At 71.5% G+C, this 20,589-nt stretch carries 21 protein-coding genes; 9 read left to right on the forward strand and 12 right to left on the reverse strand.

Annotated elements, in window-relative coordinates:
• Positions 1–32 precede the first annotated feature (32 nt).
• A complete protein-coding gene (locus STRVI_RS16075) occupies positions 33–1,676 on the forward strand; it encodes an alpha/beta hydrolase (RefSeq protein ID WP_014056715.1) in 1,644 nt (547 codons plus the stop codon).
• A gap of 79 nt (positions 1,677–1,755) precedes the next feature.
• Here the strand turns inward: STRVI_RS16075 and STRVI_RS16080 are convergent, their stop codons facing one another.
• Complete coding sequence (locus STRVI_RS16080) at positions 1,756–2,811, reverse strand: NAD-dependent epimerase/dehydratase family protein (RefSeq protein ID WP_014056716.1); 1,056 nt, start codon at positions 2,809–2,811, stop codon at positions 1,756–1,758.
• A gap of 265 nt (positions 2,812–3,076) precedes the next feature.
• Here STRVI_RS16080 and STRVI_RS16085 point away from each other — a divergent pair, with 265 nt between their 5' ends.
• Genes STRVI_RS16085 through STRVI_RS16105 form a run of 5 tightly spaced genes read left to right on the forward strand, consistent with a single transcriptional unit; the run spans position 3,077 to position 7,474 of the window.
• Positions 3,077–4,624, forward strand: a complete 1,548-nt coding sequence (locus STRVI_RS16085; RefSeq protein ID WP_014056717.1) for a sensor histidine kinase — start codon at positions 3,077–3,079, stop codon at positions 4,622–4,624.
• Positions 4,617–5,036, forward strand: a complete 420-nt coding sequence (locus tag STRVI_RS16090) for a roadblock/LC7 domain-containing protein (RefSeq protein ID WP_014056718.1) — start codon at positions 4,617–4,619, stop codon at positions 5,034–5,036. Before STRVI_RS16085 ends, STRVI_RS16090 begins: the two co-directional genes overlap by 8 nt.
• Positions 5,033–5,395: a DUF742 domain-containing protein gene (locus STRVI_RS16095; protein ID WP_014056719.1), complete on the forward strand. Its 363-nt coding sequence runs from the start codon at positions 5,033–5,035 to the stop codon at positions 5,393–5,395. Before STRVI_RS16090 ends, STRVI_RS16095 begins: the two co-directional genes overlap by 4 nt.
• Positions 5,376–6,017 carry a GTP-binding protein gene (locus STRVI_RS16100; protein ID WP_014056720.1) on the forward strand — a complete coding sequence of 214 codons (642 nt, stop codon included), beginning with the start codon at positions 5,376–5,378 and terminating at the stop codon, positions 6,015–6,017. Before STRVI_RS16095 ends, STRVI_RS16100 begins: the two co-directional genes overlap by 20 nt.
• Complete coding sequence (locus STRVI_RS16105; protein ID WP_014056721.1) at positions 6,014–7,474, forward strand: cytochrome P450; 1,461 nt, start codon at positions 6,014–6,016, stop codon at positions 7,472–7,474. The genes STRVI_RS16100 and STRVI_RS16105 overlap by 4 nt, the downstream gene beginning before the upstream one ends.
• A 21-nt stretch (positions 7,475–7,495) precedes the next feature.
• Here the strand turns inward: STRVI_RS16105 and STRVI_RS52695 are convergent, their stop codons facing one another.
• From STRVI_RS52695 to STRVI_RS16130, 5 genes are all read right to left on the reverse strand, one after another.
• Positions 7,496–7,651 (reverse strand): hypothetical protein, encoded by a 156-nt coding sequence (locus STRVI_RS52695; protein WP_014056722.1) that lies wholly within the window; start codon positions 7,649–7,651, stop codon positions 7,496–7,498.
• A 117-nt stretch (positions 7,652–7,768) separates the two neighbouring features.
• Complete coding sequence (locus tag STRVI_RS16115; protein ID WP_014056723.1) at positions 7,769–8,719, reverse strand: cytochrome c oxidase assembly protein; 951 nt, start codon at positions 8,717–8,719, stop codon at positions 7,769–7,771.
• Positions 8,720–8,853: 134 nt separating this feature from the next.
• Complete coding sequence (locus STRVI_RS16120; RefSeq protein ID WP_014056724.1) at positions 8,854–9,879, reverse strand: 6-phosphofructokinase; 1,026 nt, start codon at positions 9,877–9,879, stop codon at positions 8,854–8,856.
• A gap of 199 nt (positions 9,880–10,078) precedes the next feature.
• Positions 10,079–10,807, reverse strand: coding sequence for a type 1 glutamine amidotransferase (locus STRVI_RS16125; protein WP_043235989.1), 729 nt, complete (start codon positions 10,805–10,807; stop codon positions 10,079–10,081).
• A gap of 32 nt (positions 10,808–10,839) precedes the next feature.
• A complete protein-coding gene (locus tag STRVI_RS16130) occupies positions 10,840–12,078 on the reverse strand; it encodes a Mur ligase family protein (protein WP_014056726.1) in 1,239 nt (412 codons plus the stop codon).
• Between the two features lie 186 nt (positions 12,079–12,264).
• Between STRVI_RS16130 and def the strand changes: the two genes are divergently transcribed.
• Entirely contained in the window at positions 12,265–12,822 is a 558-nt protein-coding gene (gene def / locus STRVI_RS16135) for a peptide deformylase (protein WP_014056727.1), read from the forward strand.
• 82 nt (positions 12,823–12,904) lie between these two features.
• Here the strand turns inward: def and STRVI_RS16140 are convergent, their stop codons facing one another.
• A complete protein-coding gene (locus STRVI_RS16140) occupies positions 12,905–13,561 on the reverse strand; it encodes a TetR family transcriptional regulator (protein WP_014056728.1) in 657 nt (218 codons plus the stop codon).
• A 192-nt stretch (positions 13,562–13,753) separates the two neighbouring features.
• Between STRVI_RS16140 and STRVI_RS16145 the strand changes: the two genes are divergently transcribed.
• Complete coding sequence (locus STRVI_RS16145) at positions 13,754–14,980, forward strand: acyl-CoA dehydrogenase family protein (RefSeq protein WP_014056729.1); 1,227 nt, start codon at positions 13,754–13,756, stop codon at positions 14,978–14,980.
• A 166-nt stretch (positions 14,981–15,146) separates the two neighbouring features.
• Here STRVI_RS16145 and uppS read toward each other — a convergent pair whose 3' ends face one another.
• The 5 genes from uppS to STRVI_RS16170 form a co-directional block, all read right to left on the reverse strand.
• Positions 15,147–15,965 (reverse strand): polyprenyl diphosphate synthase, encoded by an 819-nt coding sequence (gene uppS, locus STRVI_RS16150; RefSeq protein WP_014056730.1) that lies wholly within the window; start codon positions 15,963–15,965, stop codon positions 15,147–15,149.
• A gap of 104 nt (positions 15,966–16,069) precedes the next feature.
• The gene (locus STRVI_RS16155; protein ID WP_014056731.1) at positions 16,070–16,882 is read right to left on the reverse strand and encodes an SAM-dependent methyltransferase; all 813 of its coding nucleotides are present in this window, start codon (positions 16,880–16,882) and stop codon (positions 16,070–16,072) included.
• Between the two features lie 65 nt (positions 16,883–16,947).
• Positions 16,948–17,550, reverse strand: a complete 603-nt coding sequence (locus STRVI_RS16160) for a hypothetical protein (protein WP_014056732.1) — start codon at positions 17,548–17,550, stop codon at positions 16,948–16,950.
• Positions 17,551–17,722: 172 nt separating this feature from the next.
• A complete protein-coding gene (locus STRVI_RS16165; protein ID WP_014056733.1) occupies positions 17,723–17,962 on the reverse strand; it encodes a DUF397 domain-containing protein in 240 nt (79 codons plus the stop codon).
• A gap of 1 nt (position 17,963) precedes the next feature.
• Complete coding sequence (locus STRVI_RS16170; RefSeq protein ID WP_014056734.1) at positions 17,964–18,830, reverse strand: helix-turn-helix domain-containing protein; 867 nt, start codon at positions 18,828–18,830, stop codon at positions 17,964–17,966.
• Between the two features lie 319 nt (positions 18,831–19,149).
• On the opposite strand from STRVI_RS16170, the gene STRVI_RS16175 reads away from it, so the two are divergent.
• Positions 19,150–20,511 carry a hypothetical protein gene (locus STRVI_RS16175; RefSeq protein ID WP_251982633.1) on the forward strand — a complete coding sequence of 454 codons (1,362 nt, stop codon included), beginning with the start codon at positions 19,150–19,152 and terminating at the stop codon, positions 20,509–20,511.
• Positions 20,512–20,589: the final 78 nt, after the last annotated feature.

Genomic DNA, 20,589 nt, shown 5'->3' on the forward strand with positions numbered 1-20,589 from the left:
GCGGCGCAACAACCAAGCAGGGGGATTACTACGTGAGACGCACAGCACTCTTCGGCGTGGCCGGTGGTGTGATCACCGGGGCGCTGATAACCGGTGCGCTGGCCGCCCCCACGGCTGGGGCCTCGGAGCGGACGCCCGCTGGGGCCGCCGAGGCGCGTGGCGTGGCGGTGGCCGCGGCCAAGGCCGCGAAGAAGGGCATCGACTGGACGGACTGCCCGGCCGACTGGGGGCTGGCGAAGCCCATCCAGTGCGGCTATGTCACCGTCCCGCTCGACTACGCCAAGCCGAACGGCCGCACCATCAAGCTCGCGGTGGACCGGATCGGCAACACCGGCACCGCCTCCGAGCGGCAGGGTTCGCTGATCTACAACCCGGGCGGGCCCGGCGGCTCCGGGCTGCGCTTCCCGACCAGGGTCACCACCAAGAACCCGCTGTGGACGAAGACTTCGAAGGCGTACGACTTCGTCGGCTTCGACCCGCGCGGGGTGGGTCACTCCACGGCCATCTCCTGCGCGGACCCGCAGGAGTACGTCAAGGCCCCGAAGCCGGACCCGGTGCCCGACAGCGAGGCGGACAAGCGCGTCCAGCGCAAGCTGGCCCGGGAGTACGCCGAGGGCTGCAAGGAGCGCAGCGGCTGGATGCTGCCGCAGATGACGACGCCCAACACCGCCCGTGACATCGACGTCATCCGGGCCGCGCTCGGCGACAAGAAGCTCAACTACCTGGGCGTGTCCTACGGAACGTACATCGGGGGCGTCTACGCGACGCTCTTCCCGACCCATGTGCGCCGGCTGATCGTGGACAGCGTGGTCAACCCCTCGCGGGAGAAGATCTGGTACCAGGCCAACCTGGACCAGGACGTCGCCTTCGAGATGCGCTGGAACGACTGGAAGGCGTGGGTCGCCAAGAACGACGCCGCCTACCACATCGGCGACACCCCCGCGAAGGTCCAGAAGCAGTGGGAGACGCTGCGCGCGGCCGCCAAGAAGAGCCCCATCGGCGGGGTCGTGGGCCCGGCCGAGCTGCTCGGGCTCTTCCAGAGCGCTCCGTACTACGACTCGTCGTGGGCCACCGTCGCCCAGGTGTGGAGCGACTACCTCGCCGGCGATGAGAAGGCGCTGGTCGAGGCCGCGGGCCCGGACATGTCCGACACCGCGGGCAACATCGCCTCGGAGAACGGCAACGCCGTCTACACCGCCGTCGAGTGCGCGGACACCAAGTGGCCGACCAGTTGGGCGAAGTGGGACCGGGACAACACCCGGCTCCACCGCGACTACCCCTTCCTGACCTGGTCCAACGCCTGGATGAACATTCCGTGCGCCACCTGGGGTGCCAAGCAGCACACCCCGCTGGAGGTGGGGGCCGCCAAGGGGCTGCCCAAGACGCTGATCGTGCAGAGCACCCGTGACGCCGCGACCCCGTACGAGGGCGCGGTGGAGCTGCACAAGCGGCTGAAGGGTTCGCGCCTGGTCACCGAGAAGGACGCCGGTTCGCACGGGGTCACCGGTCTGGTCAACCCGTGTGTCAACGACCGGGTGGACGCCTACCTGCTCAAGGGCACGGTGGACGCCAAGGACGTGACCTGCGCTCCGCACGCCACGCCGGTGCCCGCGAAGTCGGGTGCGCCCGCGAAGGCCGCGAAGGCCGCCAAGGAGGCCGCCGCCCTCGTCAAGTAGTCGACGAGAAGCGGTATGTGGTGAAGGGCCGGGCCCGTGCGGGGAACGCACGGGCCCGGCGCCGTTTCCCCCGAAGCGATCAGGTCGCGTGTCCGCCGCTGCGCAGCCACGCGTCCTCGGCCGCGTAGTCGAACAGATCGGCCATCGGGTCGTAAGCGGCCGCCATGTCGGGGAAGGCGGTGCGCCAGTCCGGGGTGGCCGCCAGCCGGTCCGCGAGCCAGGCGACGGTCGTCGGCAGCGATTCCATATAGCCGGTCACCGGGTGGTAGTCCAACTCCCGTTCGGCGGCGGACATGTCGTAGACCAGCGGGTGGGCCAGGCTCCAGGGGGTGCTGCCGATATGCGGATGCGGCGGCTCCCCGTCGATCAGCACCAGCTCGCCGCGCACCCCCAGCACCGCGTCCACGGCGGTGGCGATGTCGGCGACCGTCGGGGCCTGCGGATCGCCCGCGTTGAGCACCCGTGAACCGGGCCGGTGGGCGGCCAGCCGCACCAGCTCCGCGATGTTGTCGACATGCACCGGATGGAACCGGCTGCGGCCGCCGTACGCCAGGATCCGCACCGGCCGCTTGTCCAGCGCCCGTTTGACGAAGTACAGCTCACGGGGCGTACGGCAGTGCGGGCCGTGGATCGCCCCGGCGCGCAGCAGGGTCGTCGGCAGCCGGTCCCCGGCGGCCAGCAGCTCCCGCTCCAGCGCGACCTTCCGGCTGCCGTAGCCCTCGCCCGGCGGGACGGTCCGCTGGGACTCGGGGAGCGGCACCGGATAGCGCGGGGCGCCGTCCGGCCGGTCCTGGGTCCCGAAGCCCCGGCCCCGGTCGTCCTCGTACACCGCCCCGGTGGACATCACCACCGCCGATCCGATGCGGTCGGCGAGCCCCAGCAACTGCCGTGCGTGCGCCTGCCCGTAGGCGACGCAGTCCAGCACCACATCGCAGCCGTCCCCGATCAGCGCGGCCACCGCGGCGTCGTCGTCCCGGTCGACGGCCACGTTCACCACGGACGCGGGCCAGCTCTCGTCGCGGCCCCCGCCGCGCGAGGCCGCCCGCACCCGCCATCCCTCGGCGGCGAGCGCGCGCACCGCCGCCCGGCCGATCTGCCCCGTCGCCCCGATCACACATGCGCTGCCATTGGTCATGCCGGGACGCTACGGCCCGGCCGCCACGCTGCCCAGACTCCTTCGCCACGAGCAGATTCGCCCATGGCGCGATCATTCACGGTCAAACGGTGAGTACAAGATGATCGCTTTTTCGCGCTCTCTGAATTCACCGTGACGCATTTCGAAGAAAAAGGCATATTCGATTCGCGCGTCGGTGAAACCGCTAAGCTCCAGGGCCCATGGCGGGCTGGCTCACCGCCCGTATTTCGTACGCGTTTTCTCTTCGCTGTTTTTAAGGATGTCCATGGTTTTCGCCGGCACCTCATCCGGAGGCCGACGGCCCGCCTCCACGCTCGTATGGGTCATCCCTCCCGCCGCGATGGCGTTCTGCGCGGCGCTGGCCGTCGTCGTGGTCCCGTCCGGGGCGCGGGCCACGGTCGCCTGGTGCGGGGTGGCGGCGACGTTCGCGGTGGCCCTGGCGGCGGCCGAGGCGATGCGCCGCGGCCGGCTGATCACCACGCTGCGCACCCGGCTCACGGCCCAGGAGACCGAGCTGCGGCAGCGCCTGGTGGACCAGGAGACGGCGATCCGGCGGCTGGCCCGGGAGCTGCTGCCCGTGGCGGTGACCCGGCTGCAGCGCGGCGCCATGGTGGACGAGGCGATGCGGGCCATCGACCACGCGCCCCGCATCGACCCCGACTTCGACGCCGCCCACGAGCTTCTGCTGCGGTCGGCGCTGGAAACCGTGCGGGCCGAGGAGGACCTGAGGGACGCGGGCCAGCGGGCCTTCGTCAACATCGCCCGCCGGGTGCAGGCCATCGTCCACCAACAGGCCCAGGACGTGCGGGAGATGGAGGACAAGCACGGCGCCGACCCGGACGTCTTCGAAGACCTCCTCCACCTGGACCACGGCAACGCACTCATCGGCCGGCTGGCGGACTCCATCGCGGTCCTGGGCGGCCAGCGCCCGGGCCGCCAGTGGCAGAAGGAGGTGCCGCTGTTCAACGTCTGCCGCGGCGCCATGTCCCGCATCCTCGAGTACGAGCGGGTGGATCTGCACTCGGTGGCGGACGTCGCCATCGTCGGGCCCTCGGTGGAGCCGCTGATCCACGCCCTCGCCGAACTGCTGGACAACGCCACCCGCTACTCGCCGCCCAAGACCCGGGTGCATCTGACCGCGATCGAGGTCCAGTCCGGGGTCGCGATCGAGATCGAGGACGCCGGGGTGGGCCTGTCGGAGGAGGCGCGCAGACGCACCGACGCGGTGCTGGTCCAGGCGACGACCGGATTCGACCTCAACGACCTGGGCGAGACACCGCGGCTCGGTCTGGCCGTGGTCGGCCGGCTCGCCGTGAAGTACCGGTTCCAGGTCTCGCTGCGGCCCTCGGCGTACGGCGGAGTGCGCGCGGTGCTGGTCGTACCGCAGGACATCATCTGCCCCACCCCCGCCCCCGGCGGCGCGATCGCCCGCGCGGCCAAACTGCCCCAGCCCAAGCCCATCAAGCGGGCCACGCCCCTGCCGTCGCCCACCCGCGTCAGCCCTATCGTGCAGGGCCGCCCCGGCCCCGGCTTCCGGCAGAACGGCGCCGGACTCCCGCAGCGCCGCCGCCGGATGCCCATGGTCACCCCGCCCATCAGGGTCGACTCCCGGCCCCCTGCCGCGTCCCCCGTGCCCCGCGAACCGGCCGGGCCGCCCGTCCAGCCGGGGATCTGGCTGGACGCCTTCACCAAGGGGCTCAACGGCGAGCTGATCCCGGCGGCGGACGCCGGTGCCGCCGCGCCGGACACCCGGAAATCCCCCGGCACCTCGAACACCCCGAACACCCCGCTCCCGTCGGACAAGGATGAGTAGGCAAGTGACGCAACCGCGGTTCAACATGGACTGGATGCTCCGGGACCTGGCCTCCAGCGTTCCGCAGACCCGCCACGTGGTCCTGCTGTCCTCGGACGGCCTGTGCATGGCCCAGGTCGGTACGGACAAGGACACCGCCGACCGGCTGGCCGCCGCCTGCGCCGGGCTGCAGAGCCTCTCCGGTGCGATCGCCACCGAATTCCCCGAGGGGGACGGGCGGATGCGGCTGGTCGTCATCGAGGTCGACGGCGGCTTCTTCTATCTGATGGCGGCCGGCGTCAGCTCGTATCTGGCGGTGCTCGCCGAGGACAGCGTGGACGCCGGGCTGATGGGCCAGTGCATGAGAGACCTGGTCGCACGGCTCGGCGAACACCTCAGCAGTCCGCCGCGCGTCGACGGACGGGTGACATGAGCGAGCCCGCCAAGGCGTGGGACGAGGGCGGGCCCGAGCGGCTCTACACCGTCAGCCGGGGCCGCGCCCCGCACGAACCCCGGCAGCGGCCCGTCGAACTCGTCAGCCTGATCGTGGCGCGCGCCGAACCGGAGCCGGGGATGGCCCCCGAAGCCGCCACCGTGCTGCGGATGTGCCCGTTCCCCCTTTCGGTGGCGGAGATCTCCGCGTATCTGGTCCTGCCCGTCTCCACCGTCATCGTGATCCTCGCGGAGCTGCTGGGGGACGGCCGGGTGGAGGCCAGGGCGCCGGTCCCGGCAGCCGTGCTGCCCGACCACGAACTGCTGCAGGCGGTGATGCATGGACTACAGAAACTCTGAGGCATCCGGGGAAGCTGAGGAAATCGTCGGACCGCGCAGCGAGGACACCCTCCCGGCCTCCGCGGCCGCCGCCGTCAAGGTGGTGATCGTCGGAGGCTTCGGGGTCGGCAAGACGACCATGGTCGGCTCGGTGAGCGAGATCCGCCCGCTGACCACCGAGGAGACCATGACCCAGGCCGGGGTCGGCGTCGACGACATCGCCGGGATCGAGCGCAAGACCGAGACCACCGTCGCGATGGACTTCGGCCGGATCAGCCTCAACGAACGGCTGGTGCTCTATCTGTTCGGCACCCCCGGTCAGGAGCGGTTCTGGTTCCTGTGGAACGGCCTCTTCGAGGGCGCCCTCGGTGCCGTGGTCCTCATCGACACCCGCCGTCTGGAGGTCAGCTTCGACGCGGTCGGGCGGCTCGAGGAGCGCGGTGTGCCCTTCGTGGTCGCGGTCAACGTGTTCCCCGAGGCCCCCGTCCACCCCATGGCGGAGCTGCGCGCCGCCATGGATCTGCCCGACTCCGTACCGATCATCGACTGCGATGCCCGCGACCGGGCCTCCAGCCGCGACACCCTCCTCACCCTCGTGCGGCATCTGCAATCCCTCCACACCGTGACCCCGGAGACACCGTGACCTCTCATCCCGACGACCCCGGCACCGGGACGGCCGATCTGCGGCCCACCCGGTGCCCCGTCCACCCCGCGCTGTCCGACGCCGGCCTGGTGGACCTCCTCGGGCCCGAGAACGAGAAGGACCCGATGGGCCTGTACGAGCGGCTGCGCGCCGAGCACGGCCCGGTGGCCCCGATCGTGCTCGACGGTGGCATACCGGCCTGGCTGCTGCTGGGCTACCGCGAGAACCTGGAGGTGTCCCGTACCCCCTCCCGCTTCTCCCGCGACTCCCGCCACTGGCACGCCTGGAAGGACGGGAGGATCACCGCCGACTCGCCCCTGCTCCCGGTGGTCGGATGGCAGCCCATGTGCACCTTCGCCGACGGCGACGAGCACGAGCGGCTGCGGGCCGCGCTCACCGAGTCCATGGGGCGCCTGGACCGCCGGGGGATCCGCCGCCACGTCACCCGCTTCACCCATCAGCTCGTCAACGACTTCTGCGCCGACGGGGACGCCGAACTGGTCACCGCCTTCGCCCAGCAACTGCCCATGCTCGTCCTCACCCAACTGCTGGGCATGCCCGACGAGTACGGCCCGCGGCTGGTCGAGGCCACCCGGGACCTGATGAAGGGCACCGAGACGGCGCTGCGCAGCGACGCGTATGTCACCGGGGCCCTCCAGGGCCTGGTGGACCGCAGACGCGCCGACCCCGGCGAGGATCTGGCGTCCTGGCTGCTGGCCCACCCCTCCGGCCTCACCGAGGAGGAGGTGGTCCAGCATCTGCGGCTGGTGCTGCTCACCGGCAATGAGACCACCACCAATCTGATGGCCAACACGCTGCGCATGGTCCTCACCGACCCGCGCTTCCGCGCCTCCCTGGCCGGTGGCCATATGACCCTGCCGGACGCCATCGAGCATGTGCTGTGGAACGAGCCCCCGCTCACGGTCGTCCCCGGCCGCTGGGCCACCGGGGACACCGAGCTGGGCGGTCAGCGGATCAAGGCCGGGGACATGCTGCTGCTGGGGCTGGCCGCCGGAAACGTCGACCCGGCCATCCGCCCCGACATCGCCGCGCCCATGTACGGCAACCGGTCCCATCTCGCCTTCAGCGGCGGCCCCCATGAATGCCCGGGGCAGGACATCGGCCGCGCCATCACGGACACCGCCATCGACACCCTGCTGCTGCGGCTGCCCGATCTGCGGCTGGCCGTCGACGAGTCCGAGCTGACCTGGCTCTCGTCCTGGATCTCCCGCCATCTCGTGGCGCTGCCGGTGGAGTTCATGCCCCGCCGACCCGAGTCGGAGAGCACGGAGGACCCCTCCGCGACCCTCTTCGCCCCGCGGCCGCGATGGCTGCCCGAGGACGAGGCCCCGGAAGCGGCCACCGGGGGGCCCGAGGCGACGGCTCCCGGGCGCGTCCCGTGGTGGGTCGCCTTATGGCGGTGGCTGCTGGGCAGGCCCCCGGGATCCGCTCCGTAGGGATGGCGGCGGCCCCGCCGCTCAGCCCCGGGCCACCACGACCCCCACGGTCAGCAGGCCGAGCACCACCCAGCCGAACCACAGCCAGCCGTTGCTCCCCAGGGCCACGGTGTAGGCCGTCACCAGCACCAGGCCCCCCACCGTGGCCACCGTCATCGTCTTCGCGGATCCGGGCATCCCCGACCTCCTCACGGCGGTCCTGACGCCCCTTCGCCAGGACCCGGGCCGCTCAGGGCCCGGGTCCATGGTCTCGCGGTCCGGGGCCCCGCCGCTAGCAGGCTGCAGGGCCCGCCCTCAGCGGCTCCGGGACTGGAGCGAGGCCAGATAGGCGTTGTACGCCGCGAGCTCCTGGTCGCCGTCCCGGTCCGCGGTGCGGTCGAGGCGCCGCGCCTGGCGCTGCTCGGACTTGTACCACTGATAGACCAGCGCCACCAGGACGATCACCGACGGGACCTCGCTGAAGGCCCAGGCGATCCCGCCCGCCCAGGTCTGGTCCGACAGCGCGTCGATGCCCAGCGAGGCGGGCGGATGCTCGTACACGCCGACCATGGGCTCGGACGCCATCATCAGCGCGATGCCGAAGAACGCGTGGAACGGCATGCCCGCGAACAGCTCCAGCATCCGCATCACATAGCCGGGCCGGTGCGGGCCCGGGTCCACGCCCATGATCGGCCAGAAGAAGACCAGGCCCACCGCGAGGAAGTGGACCATCATCGTGATATGCCCGGCCTTGCTCCCCATCAGGAAGTCGAAGAGCGAGGTGAAGTACAGCGCGTACAGGCTCGCGATGAACAGCGGGATCGTGAACGCCGGGTGGCTGATGATCCGCATATAGCGGCTGTGCAACAGCGCGACCAGCAGCTCCCGGGGCCCCTTGCGGCCGCGCCCGACCGCCGGGAGGGCCCGCAGGGTCAGCGTGACCGGCGCGCCCAGCAGCAGCAGGATCGGCGACACCATGCTGATGATCATGTGCTGCACCATATGGACGCTGAACATGACCATGCCGTAGTCGTTCAGCTTGGTGCACATCGCGACCGCGATGGTCAGCACCCCGAGCACGAACGAGACCAGGCGCCCCACCGGCCAGGCGTCACCGCGCCGCCACAGCCGCCCGACGCCCCACCCGTACAGCCCGAGCGCCAGCACACAGCCGACCAGGAAGAACGGATCGCCACCGAACTCCAACCCGCGAGCGAGGGTGAACGGCGGCAGATCCATGGTCATGCCGTGCCCGCCGTGATCCATCGGTATCCCCTTTGTGCGCCTAAACCGGCTCTGCGCCTAAACCGGCGCCGCTCTCGCGGACCTGGTTGCTCGCCGTAAGGGTTGCGCAATTGATGGCCGCGGTTGGAGTCGGCATTAACCGGTTTGTGTCGCCCCTACAGTACGCACTCGGCCTCGGCGTACCGCTCGGCGGGGACCGTCTTCAGCCGCTCCACGGCCGTCGCGAGCGGCACCAGGTCGATGTCCGTGCCGCGCAGCGCCGTGATCGTGCCGAAGGCGCCGCGGTGGGCCGCCTCGACGGCGTGCCAGCCGAAGCGGGTGGCCAGCACCCTGTCGTACGCCGTCGGGGTGCCACCGCGCTGCACATGGCCCAGGATGACCGCCCGCGCCTCCTTGCCGAGCCGCCGCTCCAGCTCGACGGAGAGGTGGCGGGCGATGCCCGCGAAGCGCTCGTGGCCGTAGACGTCCTTGCCGCCGGCCTCGTAGTCCATCGTGCCCTCGCGCGGCTTGGCGCCCTCCGCCACCACCACGATCGCGAACTTCTTGCCCGCCTCGAACCGCGCCCCGACGGCCTTGGTGAGCTCCTCGATGTCGAACGGGCGCTCCGGGACGACGATGGCGTGGGCGCCCGCGGCCATGCCCGAGTGCAGCGCGATCCAGCCGGTGTGCCGCCCCATGACCTCGACGATCAGCACCCGCTGATGGGACTCCGCGGTGGTCTTGAGCCGGTCCAGGGCCTCGGTGGCGACGCCGACCGCGGTGTCGAAGCCGAAGGTCACATCGGTCGAGGCGATGTCGTTGTCGATGGTCTTCGGCACGCCGACGATCGGCAGTCCGGCGTCCGAGAGCAGCCGGGCGGCCTTCAGCGTGCCCTCCCCACCGATGGGGATGACCGCGTCCAGGCCGAGCTCCGCCACATGCCCCTTGGCCCGCTCCACGCCGTCCCGCAGATGCTCGGGGCGCACCCGGGTGGAGCCGAGGATGGTGCCGCCGAGGGCCAGGATGCCGCCCACGGCGTCCAGGTCGAGCTTGCGGTAGTCGGCCTCCAGCAGGCCCTTCCAGCCGTCGTGGAAGCCGATCACCTCATCGCCGTGGTCGACGGTGGCGCGGTGGACGATTGACCTGATGACCGCGTTCAGGCCGGGGCAGTCGCCGCCGGACGTGAGCACACCAATGCGCATGGCACGCATACCTCTGTCTGAGATGGGGGCCGACGGCCGGACCGCGTCGTCCGGCGGGACCCCGCCACCTTACAAGCGGCCGGGCGGCGGGGGCGCGGTCGTCCGTCGGATGTCCGCCATGCGGGCACCCTTCGCCCGGGTGGCGGCGAAGTGGCGCCCGTACGGCGTCCGAGTGGCGCTCGGGCGAGCGGGCCGCGGCTCAGGCGGGCTGGGACGCCGCCGCGATCCGCTCGTTGCGCAGCGCCTCATACCACTGGTCGTTGACCGGCGGCAGCGCGTTCACATCGAGGGCCAGCTTCAGCAGATGGTCCGCGATATGCGGGTTGCGGGCCATCACCGGGCCGTGCATGTACGTCCCGAAAACGGTGTCGTTGTAGGCGCCCTCGAAACCGTCGCCCGTGCCATTGCCGTTGCCGAACCGGACCCGGGCGAAGGGGCGGGCGGTCGGGCCGAGGTGGGTGACGCCCTGGTGGTTCTCGAAGCCGGTCAGCGGGGGCAGCCCGAGCCGCTCGTCGATGTCGGCCAGCACGTCCCCGACGCACCGGGCGCCCTCGCCGCGGGTGCTGACCACGTCCAGCAGCCCCAGGCCCTGCTGGCGCTGCCCGAGGTCGTTGATGAACTCATGGCCGAGGATCTGGTACCCGGCGCACACCGAGAAGACGATCGCCCCGTTGGCGACCGCGCGGCTCAGCCCGCCGTCCCGGATCAGCCGCTCGGCGGCGAGCCGCTGCGGGCGGTCCTCGCCGCCGCCGATCAGATAGACGTCCCCGGAGGTGGGGATCTGCTGGTCGGAGCGGACGTCCAGCCGGGAGACCTCCAGCCCGCGCTGCCGCGCCCGGCGCTCCACCACCAGGGCGTTGCCCTGGTCGCCGTACGTGCTCAGCAGGTCGGGGTAGACCCACACCAGACGCAGGCCGTTCTGGCTCATGCTTCGCATCTTCGTGCCTCTCGTACGGGGGGTCAGTTGCCGACCCGGCGGCGCAGGTCCTGGAACGCGGTGTAGTTGGCGATGGTCTCGATGCGGCCGGGCGGGGAGATCCGCACCGCCTCGTCCACGTCCGCGCAGACCCGGAAGTCCAGCCCGGCGACCTCCAGGCGCACCGCGAGGTCCAGCTTACGGTCGCCGATCACGCAGATCGGGTGCCCGGCGAGCCGGGTGTAGTCCACGTCCCACAGCCAGGAGGTGTCGGTGCCGTCGGCGCCGCGGGCGTTCACCGAGAGGATCACCGGGGTGGGCGGCGGGTCGATCAGCGAGAAGGTCTCCAGCCAGCCGGCCGGGTTCTTCGCCAGCAGCAGCCGCATCTGGCGCTCCTGGAAGGTGACCACGTCGTACCGGCCGGCCACGGCCTGGACCTGGTACATCCGCTCCAGTGCGACCTGCGGGGGCACCCCGAAGGCGGCGGCGACGGCGGCCGAGGTGGCCGCGTTGGCCTTGTTGGCACGGCCGGGGAGCTGGAGGTGGATCGGCCAGGCCGCGCCGTGCGGGTCCAGGACGTAGTCGCCGTTCAGCGCCCAGCTCGGGACCGGACGGCGGAAGCCGCACTCCCCGCAGACCCAGTCGTCGCCCGGGCGCTGCAGCACACCGCCGCAGGACGGGCAGGACCAGGCGTCGTCCTTCCACTCCTGCCCGGCGGCGACCCACACCACATTGGGGCTGGAGGAGGCGGCCCAGACGATCAGCGGGTCGTCGGCGTTGGCGATCACGATCGCCTTGGTGCCGGTCAGGCCCTCGCGCCACTTCTCGGCGAGCATCCGGGTCTCGGCGGCGCGGTCGAGCTGGTCACGGGAGAGGTTGAGGAGCGCGATGGCCTTGGGCTCGGTGTCGCGCGCCACACCGGCGAGGTACTTCTCGTCGACCTCGATGACGCCGTAGCGGGCGTCGGAGCCGCCGGCCAGGGCCGAGGTGATGCCGGCCGGCATATTGGCGCCCAGCGCGTTGGAGACGACCGGACCGGCCGCCCGCAGCGCCTCGGCGATGAGCCGGGTGGTCGTGGTCTTGCCGTTGGTCGCCGACACCAGGATCACGTCCAGGTGCTGTGCCAGCCTGCCGAGCAGATCGGGGTCGAGGCGCAGGGCCACCTTGCCGCCGATCACCGATCCGCTGCCGCGGCCCGCGGCCTTCGACACCGCCGCCGCGGCCCTGCCCGCCGTCACGGCCAGCTTGGCACGTGGCGACAGCGGCTCTGAGTTGCCTGCCATCGTCTCTCGATCCTCCTCGCATACCGGCGCCGCACCTGCCCCCCGAGGCGCCGGTGGTACGCCCCCTCCGCGCCGCATCGCCAGCCGGGAGGCCACGGTCGGGTAGCAGCCTATCGAGATCCGGCGGCTGTCCCGAATTCCGTCACCCGCGCAGGACACTTCCCCCGCCCCGTAGGCTTGGCTGCCATGCGACATGGCGTGATACCGGGCAGCCGCGGAGCGGTGCGGCCCATGCGGTTCCTCGGCGATCCGGGGCTGCGCGCGCCGTGCGCGGAGGTCACGGCGTTCGACGCCGAGCTCGCCCTGCTGATCGAGGACATGTACGCCACGATGTACGCGGCGCACGGGGTGGGGCTCGCCGCCAATCAGATCGGTGTGGGGCTGCGGGTCTTCGTCTTCGACTGCCCGGACGACGAGGACCACCGCCATCTGGGGCATGTCGTCAACCCCCGGCTGGCCGCGGCCGACGGGGTGAACGTGCACGGGCCGGAGGGCTGTCTGTCGCTGCCGGGCATCGAGGCGGGCACCTCGCGCTACGACCGTGCGGTGATCGAGGGCGTGACGATGACCGGGGAGCCGGTGCGGATCGAGGGCACGGGCTTCTTCGCGCGCTGTCTGCAGCACGAGTGCGACCACTTGGACGGCGGGCTGTTCCTCGACCGGCTCTCCGGGCTGCGGCGGCGCAGGGTGCTGCGGGCGGTCCGCCGAGCGCCCTGGGCGGCGTCGGCCGGCGCCGGGGCGTAGGGCCGCTCCGGCGCCGGCGCGGCGCCGGGGCGTAGGGCCGCTCCGGCGGGAGCGCGGCGGGATGCGAGCGGAGGCCGGCGGCTCAGAAGCCCGGGGCGCCGACCCGGTCGTCCGCCAGCGACAGCCGTCCCCACAGCAGATCGGTGAGATGGTGCACCAACTGGCCGCGCTCGCACGGGCGGTCGCGCAGCCACCAGTCACCGGCCGCGTGCATCATGCCGACGATCCCGTGGCCCCAGACCCGGGCCACCTCGTCGCCGCCGGATCCCAGATCCAGCCGCTCGGCGATCACCATGGCGAGCTCCTCGCCGAGCCTGCGCAGCAGCGGGGCGGAGTGGTGGCCGACGTCGAAGCCCTGCTCCGGCTCCTGCTGGCCGTGGTCGGCCGGGTGCATCAAGAAGCGGTACACCTGGGGCCGCGCCTCGATCGCCGCCAGATAGGTGTCCAGCGTGGCCTCCACGCGGTGGCGGCGGTCCTCGGCGGGCGCGTCCAGGGCCGCGCGCAGCGAGGCGAGCAGGGCGTCGGTGTGGCGCTTGGCGAGCGCGCGGTACAGGCCGCCCTTGTCGCCGAAGTGGCGGTAGAGAATGGGCTTGGTGATGCCCGCTTCGGCGGCGATGGCGTTCATCGAGGCTTCTGGTCCGTCGCGCAGCACCACCCGGTCCGCGGCCTCCAGCAGCTCCTTGCGCCGTTGCTGGGCCGTTGTCCGCTGGTCGTCCCGCTGGCTGGTCCCGGTCCGCATGCGTTGCCTCCCCGCCCCCGATGTCGTACTCGCGCTCTCGCGCCTCGCGTTTCCCGGCGCGATCGCGCTCCGCGCTCTGCGCAACGTAACACCCGCGGGGGCCGCGGGGCCCGCGTGCCCGGGGGAGTTGACATCGTCTACTGGTCGGTAACAGACTGCGGTTACCGCAGGTAATAAGCACGTGGAGGGGTCATGGCGGAGTTCTCGTTCGAGCTCGACGACGATCAGAAGGCGGTGCGCGACTGGATCCACGGCTTCGCCGCGGACGTCATGCGCCCGGCAGCCGCCGAATGGGACGAGCGCGAGGAGACCCCCTGGCCGATTATCCAGGAGGCCGCCAAGATCGGCCTGTACTCCCTGGACTTCTACGCCCAGCAGTACTTCGACCCCACCGGCCTCGGCATCCCCATGACCATGGAGGAGCTGTTCTGGGGCGACGCGGGTATCGCGCTGTCCATCGTCGGCACCGGCCTCGCCGCCGTCGGCGTCCTCGCCAACGGCACCGAGGAGCAGATCGGCACCTGGATCCCGCAGATGTACGGCGACCCGGACGACGTGAAGGTGGCCGCCTTCTGCTCCTCCGAGCCCGACGCCGGCTCCGACGTCGGCTCGATGCGCACCCGCGCCGTCTACGACGAGGCCAAGGACGAATGGGTCCTGAGCGGCACCAAGACGTGGGCCACCAACGGCGGTATCGCCAATGTCCATGTGGTGGTCGCGGTCGTCGACCCCGAGGTCGGCTCCAAGGGCCACGCGTCGTTCATCATCCCGCCGGGCACCCCCGGTCTGTCCCAGGGCCAGAAGTTCAAGAAGCACGGCATCCGCGCCTCGCACACCGCCGAGGTGGTCCTCGACCAGGTGCGGGTGCCCGGTAGCTGCCTGCTCGGGGGCAAGGAGAAGCTGGACGAACGCCTCGCGCGCGCCCGGGAGCGGGCCAAGACGGGCGGGGAGCGTCTGAAGAACGCCGCCATGGCCACCTTCGAGGCGTCCCGCCCGGCCGTCGGCGCCATGGCGGTCGGCACCGCCCGCGCCGCGTACGAGGTCGCGCTCGACTACGCCAAGACCCGGCAGCAGTTCGGCCGCCCCATCATCGACAACCAGGGCGTCGCCTTCCAGCTCGCCGACATGCGCACGCGGATCGACGCCGCGCGTCTGATGGTGTGGCGCGCCTCGTGGATGGCCGTGACCGGCAAGCCCTTCGAGTCGGCCGAGGGCTCCATGTCCAAGCTGTTCGCCAGCGAGACCGCCAAGCAGGTCACCGCCCAGGCGGTGCAGATCCTCGGCGGGAACGGCTTCACCCGCGAGTACCCGGTCGAGCGGATGCACCGCGACGCCGCGATTTATACGATCTTCGAGGGCACCAGCGAGATCCAGCGCCTGGTCATCGCCCGCACCCTCTCCGGCGTCCAGATCCGCTGAGCGCTCCGCCGGGAGTGTCGCGATGCGTCGTCGGCCGACTGCGGCGCCGTCGTGGCTGGTCGCGCCCGCGAGGCGGAGCCGCACATCGACACAGCCCCGCGCCCCTTGGGGCCGCTGCCCGAACCGTAGCGGACTTCCTCTGACCTGCTGAGGAACGGCGGGCGCGTCAGCCGGGGCCGACGCCCGCGCCAAAACGCCGCTTCCGGGAGGCAAATGCGGCCAGCAGCGCGCGGAGCTCCTCACCGGTGAAGTCGGGCCACAGGGTGTCGACGAAGAAGAGCTCCGCGTAGGCCGCCCGCCAGAGCATGAAGTTGGAGATGCGCTGCTCCCCGGAGGTGCGCACCAGCATGTCGATGTCCGGCAGATCGGCGTGCGGCAGATGGCGGGTGAACAGGGCCTCGTCGATGAGCCCGGGGTCCAGCGCGCCGTCCGCCGAAGCGCGGGCCAGACGGGTCGCGACGTGGGCGATCTCCTCCCGGCCGCCGTGGTTGAAGCAGAAGGCCAGCGTCATCGCGCCGTTGTCGCACGTATCGGCCTCGGCGCGGCGCAGCGCGGCCAGCGTGGCCCGGGGGAGCCGGGCCTCCGAGCCCAGCCAGCGCAGCCGCACCCCCCGCTCGCCGTAGCCCCGGAAGACGTCCGCCAACTGGGCGGTGAGCCGCATCAGGGCGGCCACCTCGGCGCGCGGACGGTTCCAGTTCTCGGTGGAGAAGAAGAACAGCGACAGATGTTCGATGCCCTCTTCCAGGGCCGTGTCCACCACCCGTGGCAGCGCCAGCACCCCCGCCTGATGGCCGCGGGTGCGGGAGAGGCCGCGCAGGGCGGCCCAGCGGCCGTTGCCGTCCATGATGATGGCCAGATGCCGCGGCCGCCCCGGTGACTCGTCCTGGGGGCCGCGGCGTTGCCGTACGACGGCGGGCGCACCGGCGATCGACGCCCGCAGCAGCCGCTTGACGGAGGGCACTCTCCAGGCTCCGACCTCGAACACCCACCCGTCCCTCCGCCTAGCTTCCCGGCGCCGTGTCTGACGACGCGACGGGGGCGGGGGTTACCTCCCCGGTGGCCGAACCATTCGTTTGGTGGTCACGGCCGTCACGGCTTGCGGGCCACACCCCCGTGGACATCGGTGGTCTCGATGCCCGTCTCGGAGGGACCCGGCCGCCACAGCGGACACGACACGATACCGGGCTCGATCAGCTCCAGCCCCGCGTAGAAGCGGCTGATCTGCGCCACGCTGCGCAGCACGTAGGGAACGGCGCCGGTGTCGTCGTAGCCCTGCTGCGCCTCCTTGAGCGCCTGGTCGGTGTCGGTGCTGTCGTAGTGCACGAAGTAGCTGCCGGACGGTAAGGCGTCCTGCAGCCGCCGCACGACCGACACCGCCTCGTCGTAGTTCCGGATATGGCCGAGGATGCCCATCAGCATCAGGGCGATGGGCCGGTCGAAGTCGAGCGTCTTCGCCGCCGCCTCCAGGATCCGCTCGGGCTCGTGCAGATCGGCGTCGATGTAGTCGGTCACCCCCTCCCGGGTGCTGGTGAGCAGCGCCTGGGCGTGCCGGAGCACCAGGGGATCGTTGTCCACGTAGACGATGCGGGCCTCGGGCGCCACCCGCTGGGCGACCTGGTGGGTGTTGTCGTAGGTGGGCAGCCCGGTGCCGATGTCCAGGAACTGCCGGATCCCGCAGTCGCCCGCCACATGGGTGACGGTGCGGATGAGGTACGCGCGCGAGGCCCGGGCCATGGTCTCGATGTTCGGGGCGACCTCCCGGTACTCGTCACCGGCGATCCGGTCGACCTCGTAGTTGTCCTTGCCGCCCATCCAGTAGTTCCAGATCCGGGCCGAATGCGGCACCGTGGTGTCGATCTTGTTCAGGGCCTGCTGGTCCGGGGTGGACGAGCCGTCGGTCATGGGGCCATCTCCTGCCGTGCGGGTGCGGTTCGCGGGGCACCAACGTAAGCCCGGTGCCGGGGAGTTCAGCGACGCTGGGCGTGGAACGGCACGGGGGAGCGGATGCGCGGGAGGGGCCGGGCGAACGAGGAGACCGGCTCGGGCGCCGCCTCGCCGCGGCCCGGATCCGGACCCGGGCCGCCGCCGGCGGCCGGCTGCTCCTCGATGGTGAGCACCGGGGCGTGCTCGGCGAGAGTGGAGAAGGCGTGGTCATAGCCGGTCACCGCGGCCCCGATCTCCGCGAGGGCCGCCGCCGAGGCGCCGCGGGCGGCCAGCCGGTCCTTCAGCACCGGCACCGGGGCCGTCACATGGACGAAGGCGCCGTGGCGCTCGGCCACCGCGTCGGCGAAGTCGAACGCCTGAATCCAGGTCACCCGGGAGTGGCCACGGCGCAGCGGTCCGTAGACGAGCTCGCCGACCAGCCCGGCGTCGACCGCGAGCGGCCCGCCGTACAGGAGGAGTTCGCGGTACGGCCGGACCGGGTCCACATGCGGGAGGTCGGGGGAGGCGCGGGTGACGGTGTAGCCGTGCCGGCGGGCGAGCCCGGCCAGCAGCGCGTCCCTGCCGACCCCGTCGCAGCCCTCGACGATCAGTGTGCGGTGCTGTGCCACCGCATGGTCGAGGTTCATTTCCGGCATCCTGTCGGTCCCATAGCTCTCAGCTCTGCGAGGGGGACGACGCCGCCGCCCGCCACGGCGTCTTCAGTGTGCGTGGCGGGACGGCGGGGGCGGGAGTGCGGTGCGGGGTTGTGCGGTTGTGCGGGCGTAGTGGTTTTCGAGGGGTCGCCCGTGCGTGGCCCCTCTACGCGATGAGGAAGTCCGCTTCGCCGGACTTCGCCGCCTCCAGGAAGGACGCCACCTCCGAGCGGGTGTAGATCAGCGCGGGCCCGGCCGGGTCGGTGGACTGGCGCAGCGCGACCCGCCCGTCCGGCAGCCGCTTGGCCTCGATGCAGGTGCCGCCGTTGGACCCGCTCCAGGGCTTCTCCCAGCCCTCCGTGCCCAGGTCTGTGGCCGGCATTCCGCTGTAGACGGGGTCGTGCATCTCAATGCTCCTTACGCAGTTCGGCCAGGATGGTGCTGGAGTCGCCGATCCGCTCGGCCTGGACCGCCATCCGGTCCAGGACCTCGAGATAGGCGACGACTTCGGCCGGCTTGTCCACATAGACCGCCCCGGTGAGGCTCTCGGTGTAGACGACGTCCGGCAGTTCGGAGAATCCGAAGCGGAAGTAGTGGAAGGGGCCGAAGGCTCCGGGGTGCGGCCCCGCCGAGAACCGCATGATCTGCAGCCTGACCTTGGGAATCTCCAAGGTGTCGATCAAGTGGTCGATCTGGTCGCGCATCACCTGCGCGCCGCCCACGGGGCGGCGCAGCACCGTTTCGTCGAGGATGGCCCAGATGGTCGGCGCGTCCGGCTTGGTGAGCAGGTCCTGGCGCTGGACGCGCAGGGCGATCCGGCGCTCCAGCTCCTCCTCGGTGTCCCGGGGGAAGCCCATGCGCAGTACCGCTCGGGCGTAGTCCTCAGTCTGGAGCAGCCCGGGGACGTAGTGGGGCTCGTACGCCCGAATGACGGTGGCCTCACTCTCCAGGCTGACGTAAGCACTGAACCAGTCCGGAAGCACATCGCGGAACTGATGCCACCAGCCCGGCTGGTTGGCCTCCCGTGCCAGGGCGAGGAAGTCCTCCATCTCCGGGCCGCGGACGCCGTAGTTCCGCAGCAGCTCCTTGAGATACGGAATCTTGAGACCGACTTCCGCCTTTTCCATCCTGCGCACGGTCAACGGGGTGACCTCGATGGCTTTCGCGGCTTCCTCGAACGACACCTTCGCCCGCTCGCGCAGATGCCGCAGACGCTTGCCGAGGACTCTGCGCAAGACGGTGGGGGCGGCGCCGGCCGGCCGTGCCTCGCTCACGTCCGCCTCCCGGAGGAATGGCTGTCATATGCCTGCACAGTGTGCCACGCGATGGATGACACTGACAGAGCGAGCGAATCGCTCTGAAATTATCAGAACGAAGGTTGCGGGGTGATGGCTTCGCCACGCATAGTGAGCACGTGACCCATCTCACCCTCTATGGCGAGGGCTCCCAACCACCCATGTCCACAACGTCGTTGAGGTGCCCGGCCGGCAGGTCGGCGCCGCACGATGGGGAACCCGCAGACCGCCGTGGCACGAAACAGGGACGGTCACGGTGACGCATCACGCACAGCAGGTAAGCGGGCGCCAAGGCGCCGTGACCAACGTCGGGTTGGCCGCGGCGCTGAAGGAATCCGGATGCTCCTACGCCTCATTGGCCCTGCGGGTCAACGAACTGGGCCGTAGGCAGGGACGCGAGTCGAACTACGACAAGGCGTCCGTCACCCGCTGGCTGCAAGGCGGACAGCCGCGTGGCACCACGCCGGAGCTGATCGCCGCCGTGCTCTCCCACCGGCTCGGCAGGCCCGTGGCCCCCGCCGAGCTGGGGTTCATCTCCGACAGACAGCGTCCGGTCGTAGCCCGGGCGCTGGCCTACCGGGAGGACGTAGCAGAAACCTTGCACACGCTCGCCGAACTCGGCTCCACCGACATATCCCGCCGCAGCCTGCTGGGCGCGGTGCCCTTCGTCGCCGGCGCACTGGTGACCCCGCAGCGCGAATGGCTGCTGTGGCTGGTCGAGAACCAGGACCCCGCCCGGCTCGCACCCGCGGCCGAAGGCGGCCGCGTCGAACAGGTCCATGCGGCGATCAACATGTTCGACGAGATGGACAATCGCTTCGGCGGCGGCCAGGTCCGCGCCAGCATCGTGCTCTATCTGTCGACCGAGGTCGTCCCCATGCTCCAGCAGCGCGGCGCGCCCCCGCAGGAGCGGCGCCAGCTCTTCACCGCCGCGGCCAAGCTGGCCGCGATGGCCGGCTGGAGCAGCTATGACAACGCCGAATACGGCCTGGCCCAGCGCTATATGACCCAGGCGCTGCGGCTGTGCGCCGAGGGCGGCGACCGGGTCCTGGGCGGTCAGATCCTGGCCGGCCTGTCCCATCTGGCGACCAACCTGGGCCAGCCCGAGGCGGGGGTCGAGCTGGCCCGGGTCGGTGTCGCCACGGCCAAGCACGCCGGAAGCCCGCTCGGGCTGATGCGGCTGCACGCCATGGCCGCCCGGGGCTACGCCGCCCTGGACCAGCCCCGGGAGGCGTCCAAGTCGCTGCGCGCGGCCGACGCCCAACTGGAGGCCAGCCAGGGCTCCGAGCAGGAATCGCCCTGGGTGCGCTTCCTCGACCACCACTATCTGGCGGCCGAGGCGGCGTTGTGCTTCCGCGACCTGGGCAACGCCACCGAGGCCGAGCACGCTGCCGCCGAATCCGTGCGCGCCAACGCCGACCGGCGCCGGCGCCAGGCCATCAGCAGATCCGTGCTGGCGACGTCCTATCTCCAGCAGAACCGGCTGGACGAGGCCGTCGGCACCGCGGGGGAGGCGCTGGACACGCTCAGCGGGGTGCACAGCGAGCGCTCGATCCAGGCGCTGCGCGACTTCCGCACCCGGCTGCGGCCGCACCGCGGGGAGCCCATGGTCCGGGACTTCGAGCAGCGCTCCCGGACGGTGCTCGGCGTGGCCGCCTGAGGCTCCGGGCCCCGGGGCTTCGCCCCGCCCGGTGCCTCGGCGAAGTCTCCGGCCGCTCCGTGTGAGCGGCCGGTGACG

It is taken from the genome of Streptomyces violaceusniger Tu 4113, from assembly GCF_000147815.2.
Taxonomy (GTDB): Bacteria; Actinomycetota; Actinomycetes; order Streptomycetales; family Streptomycetaceae; genus Streptomyces; species Streptomyces violaceusniger_A.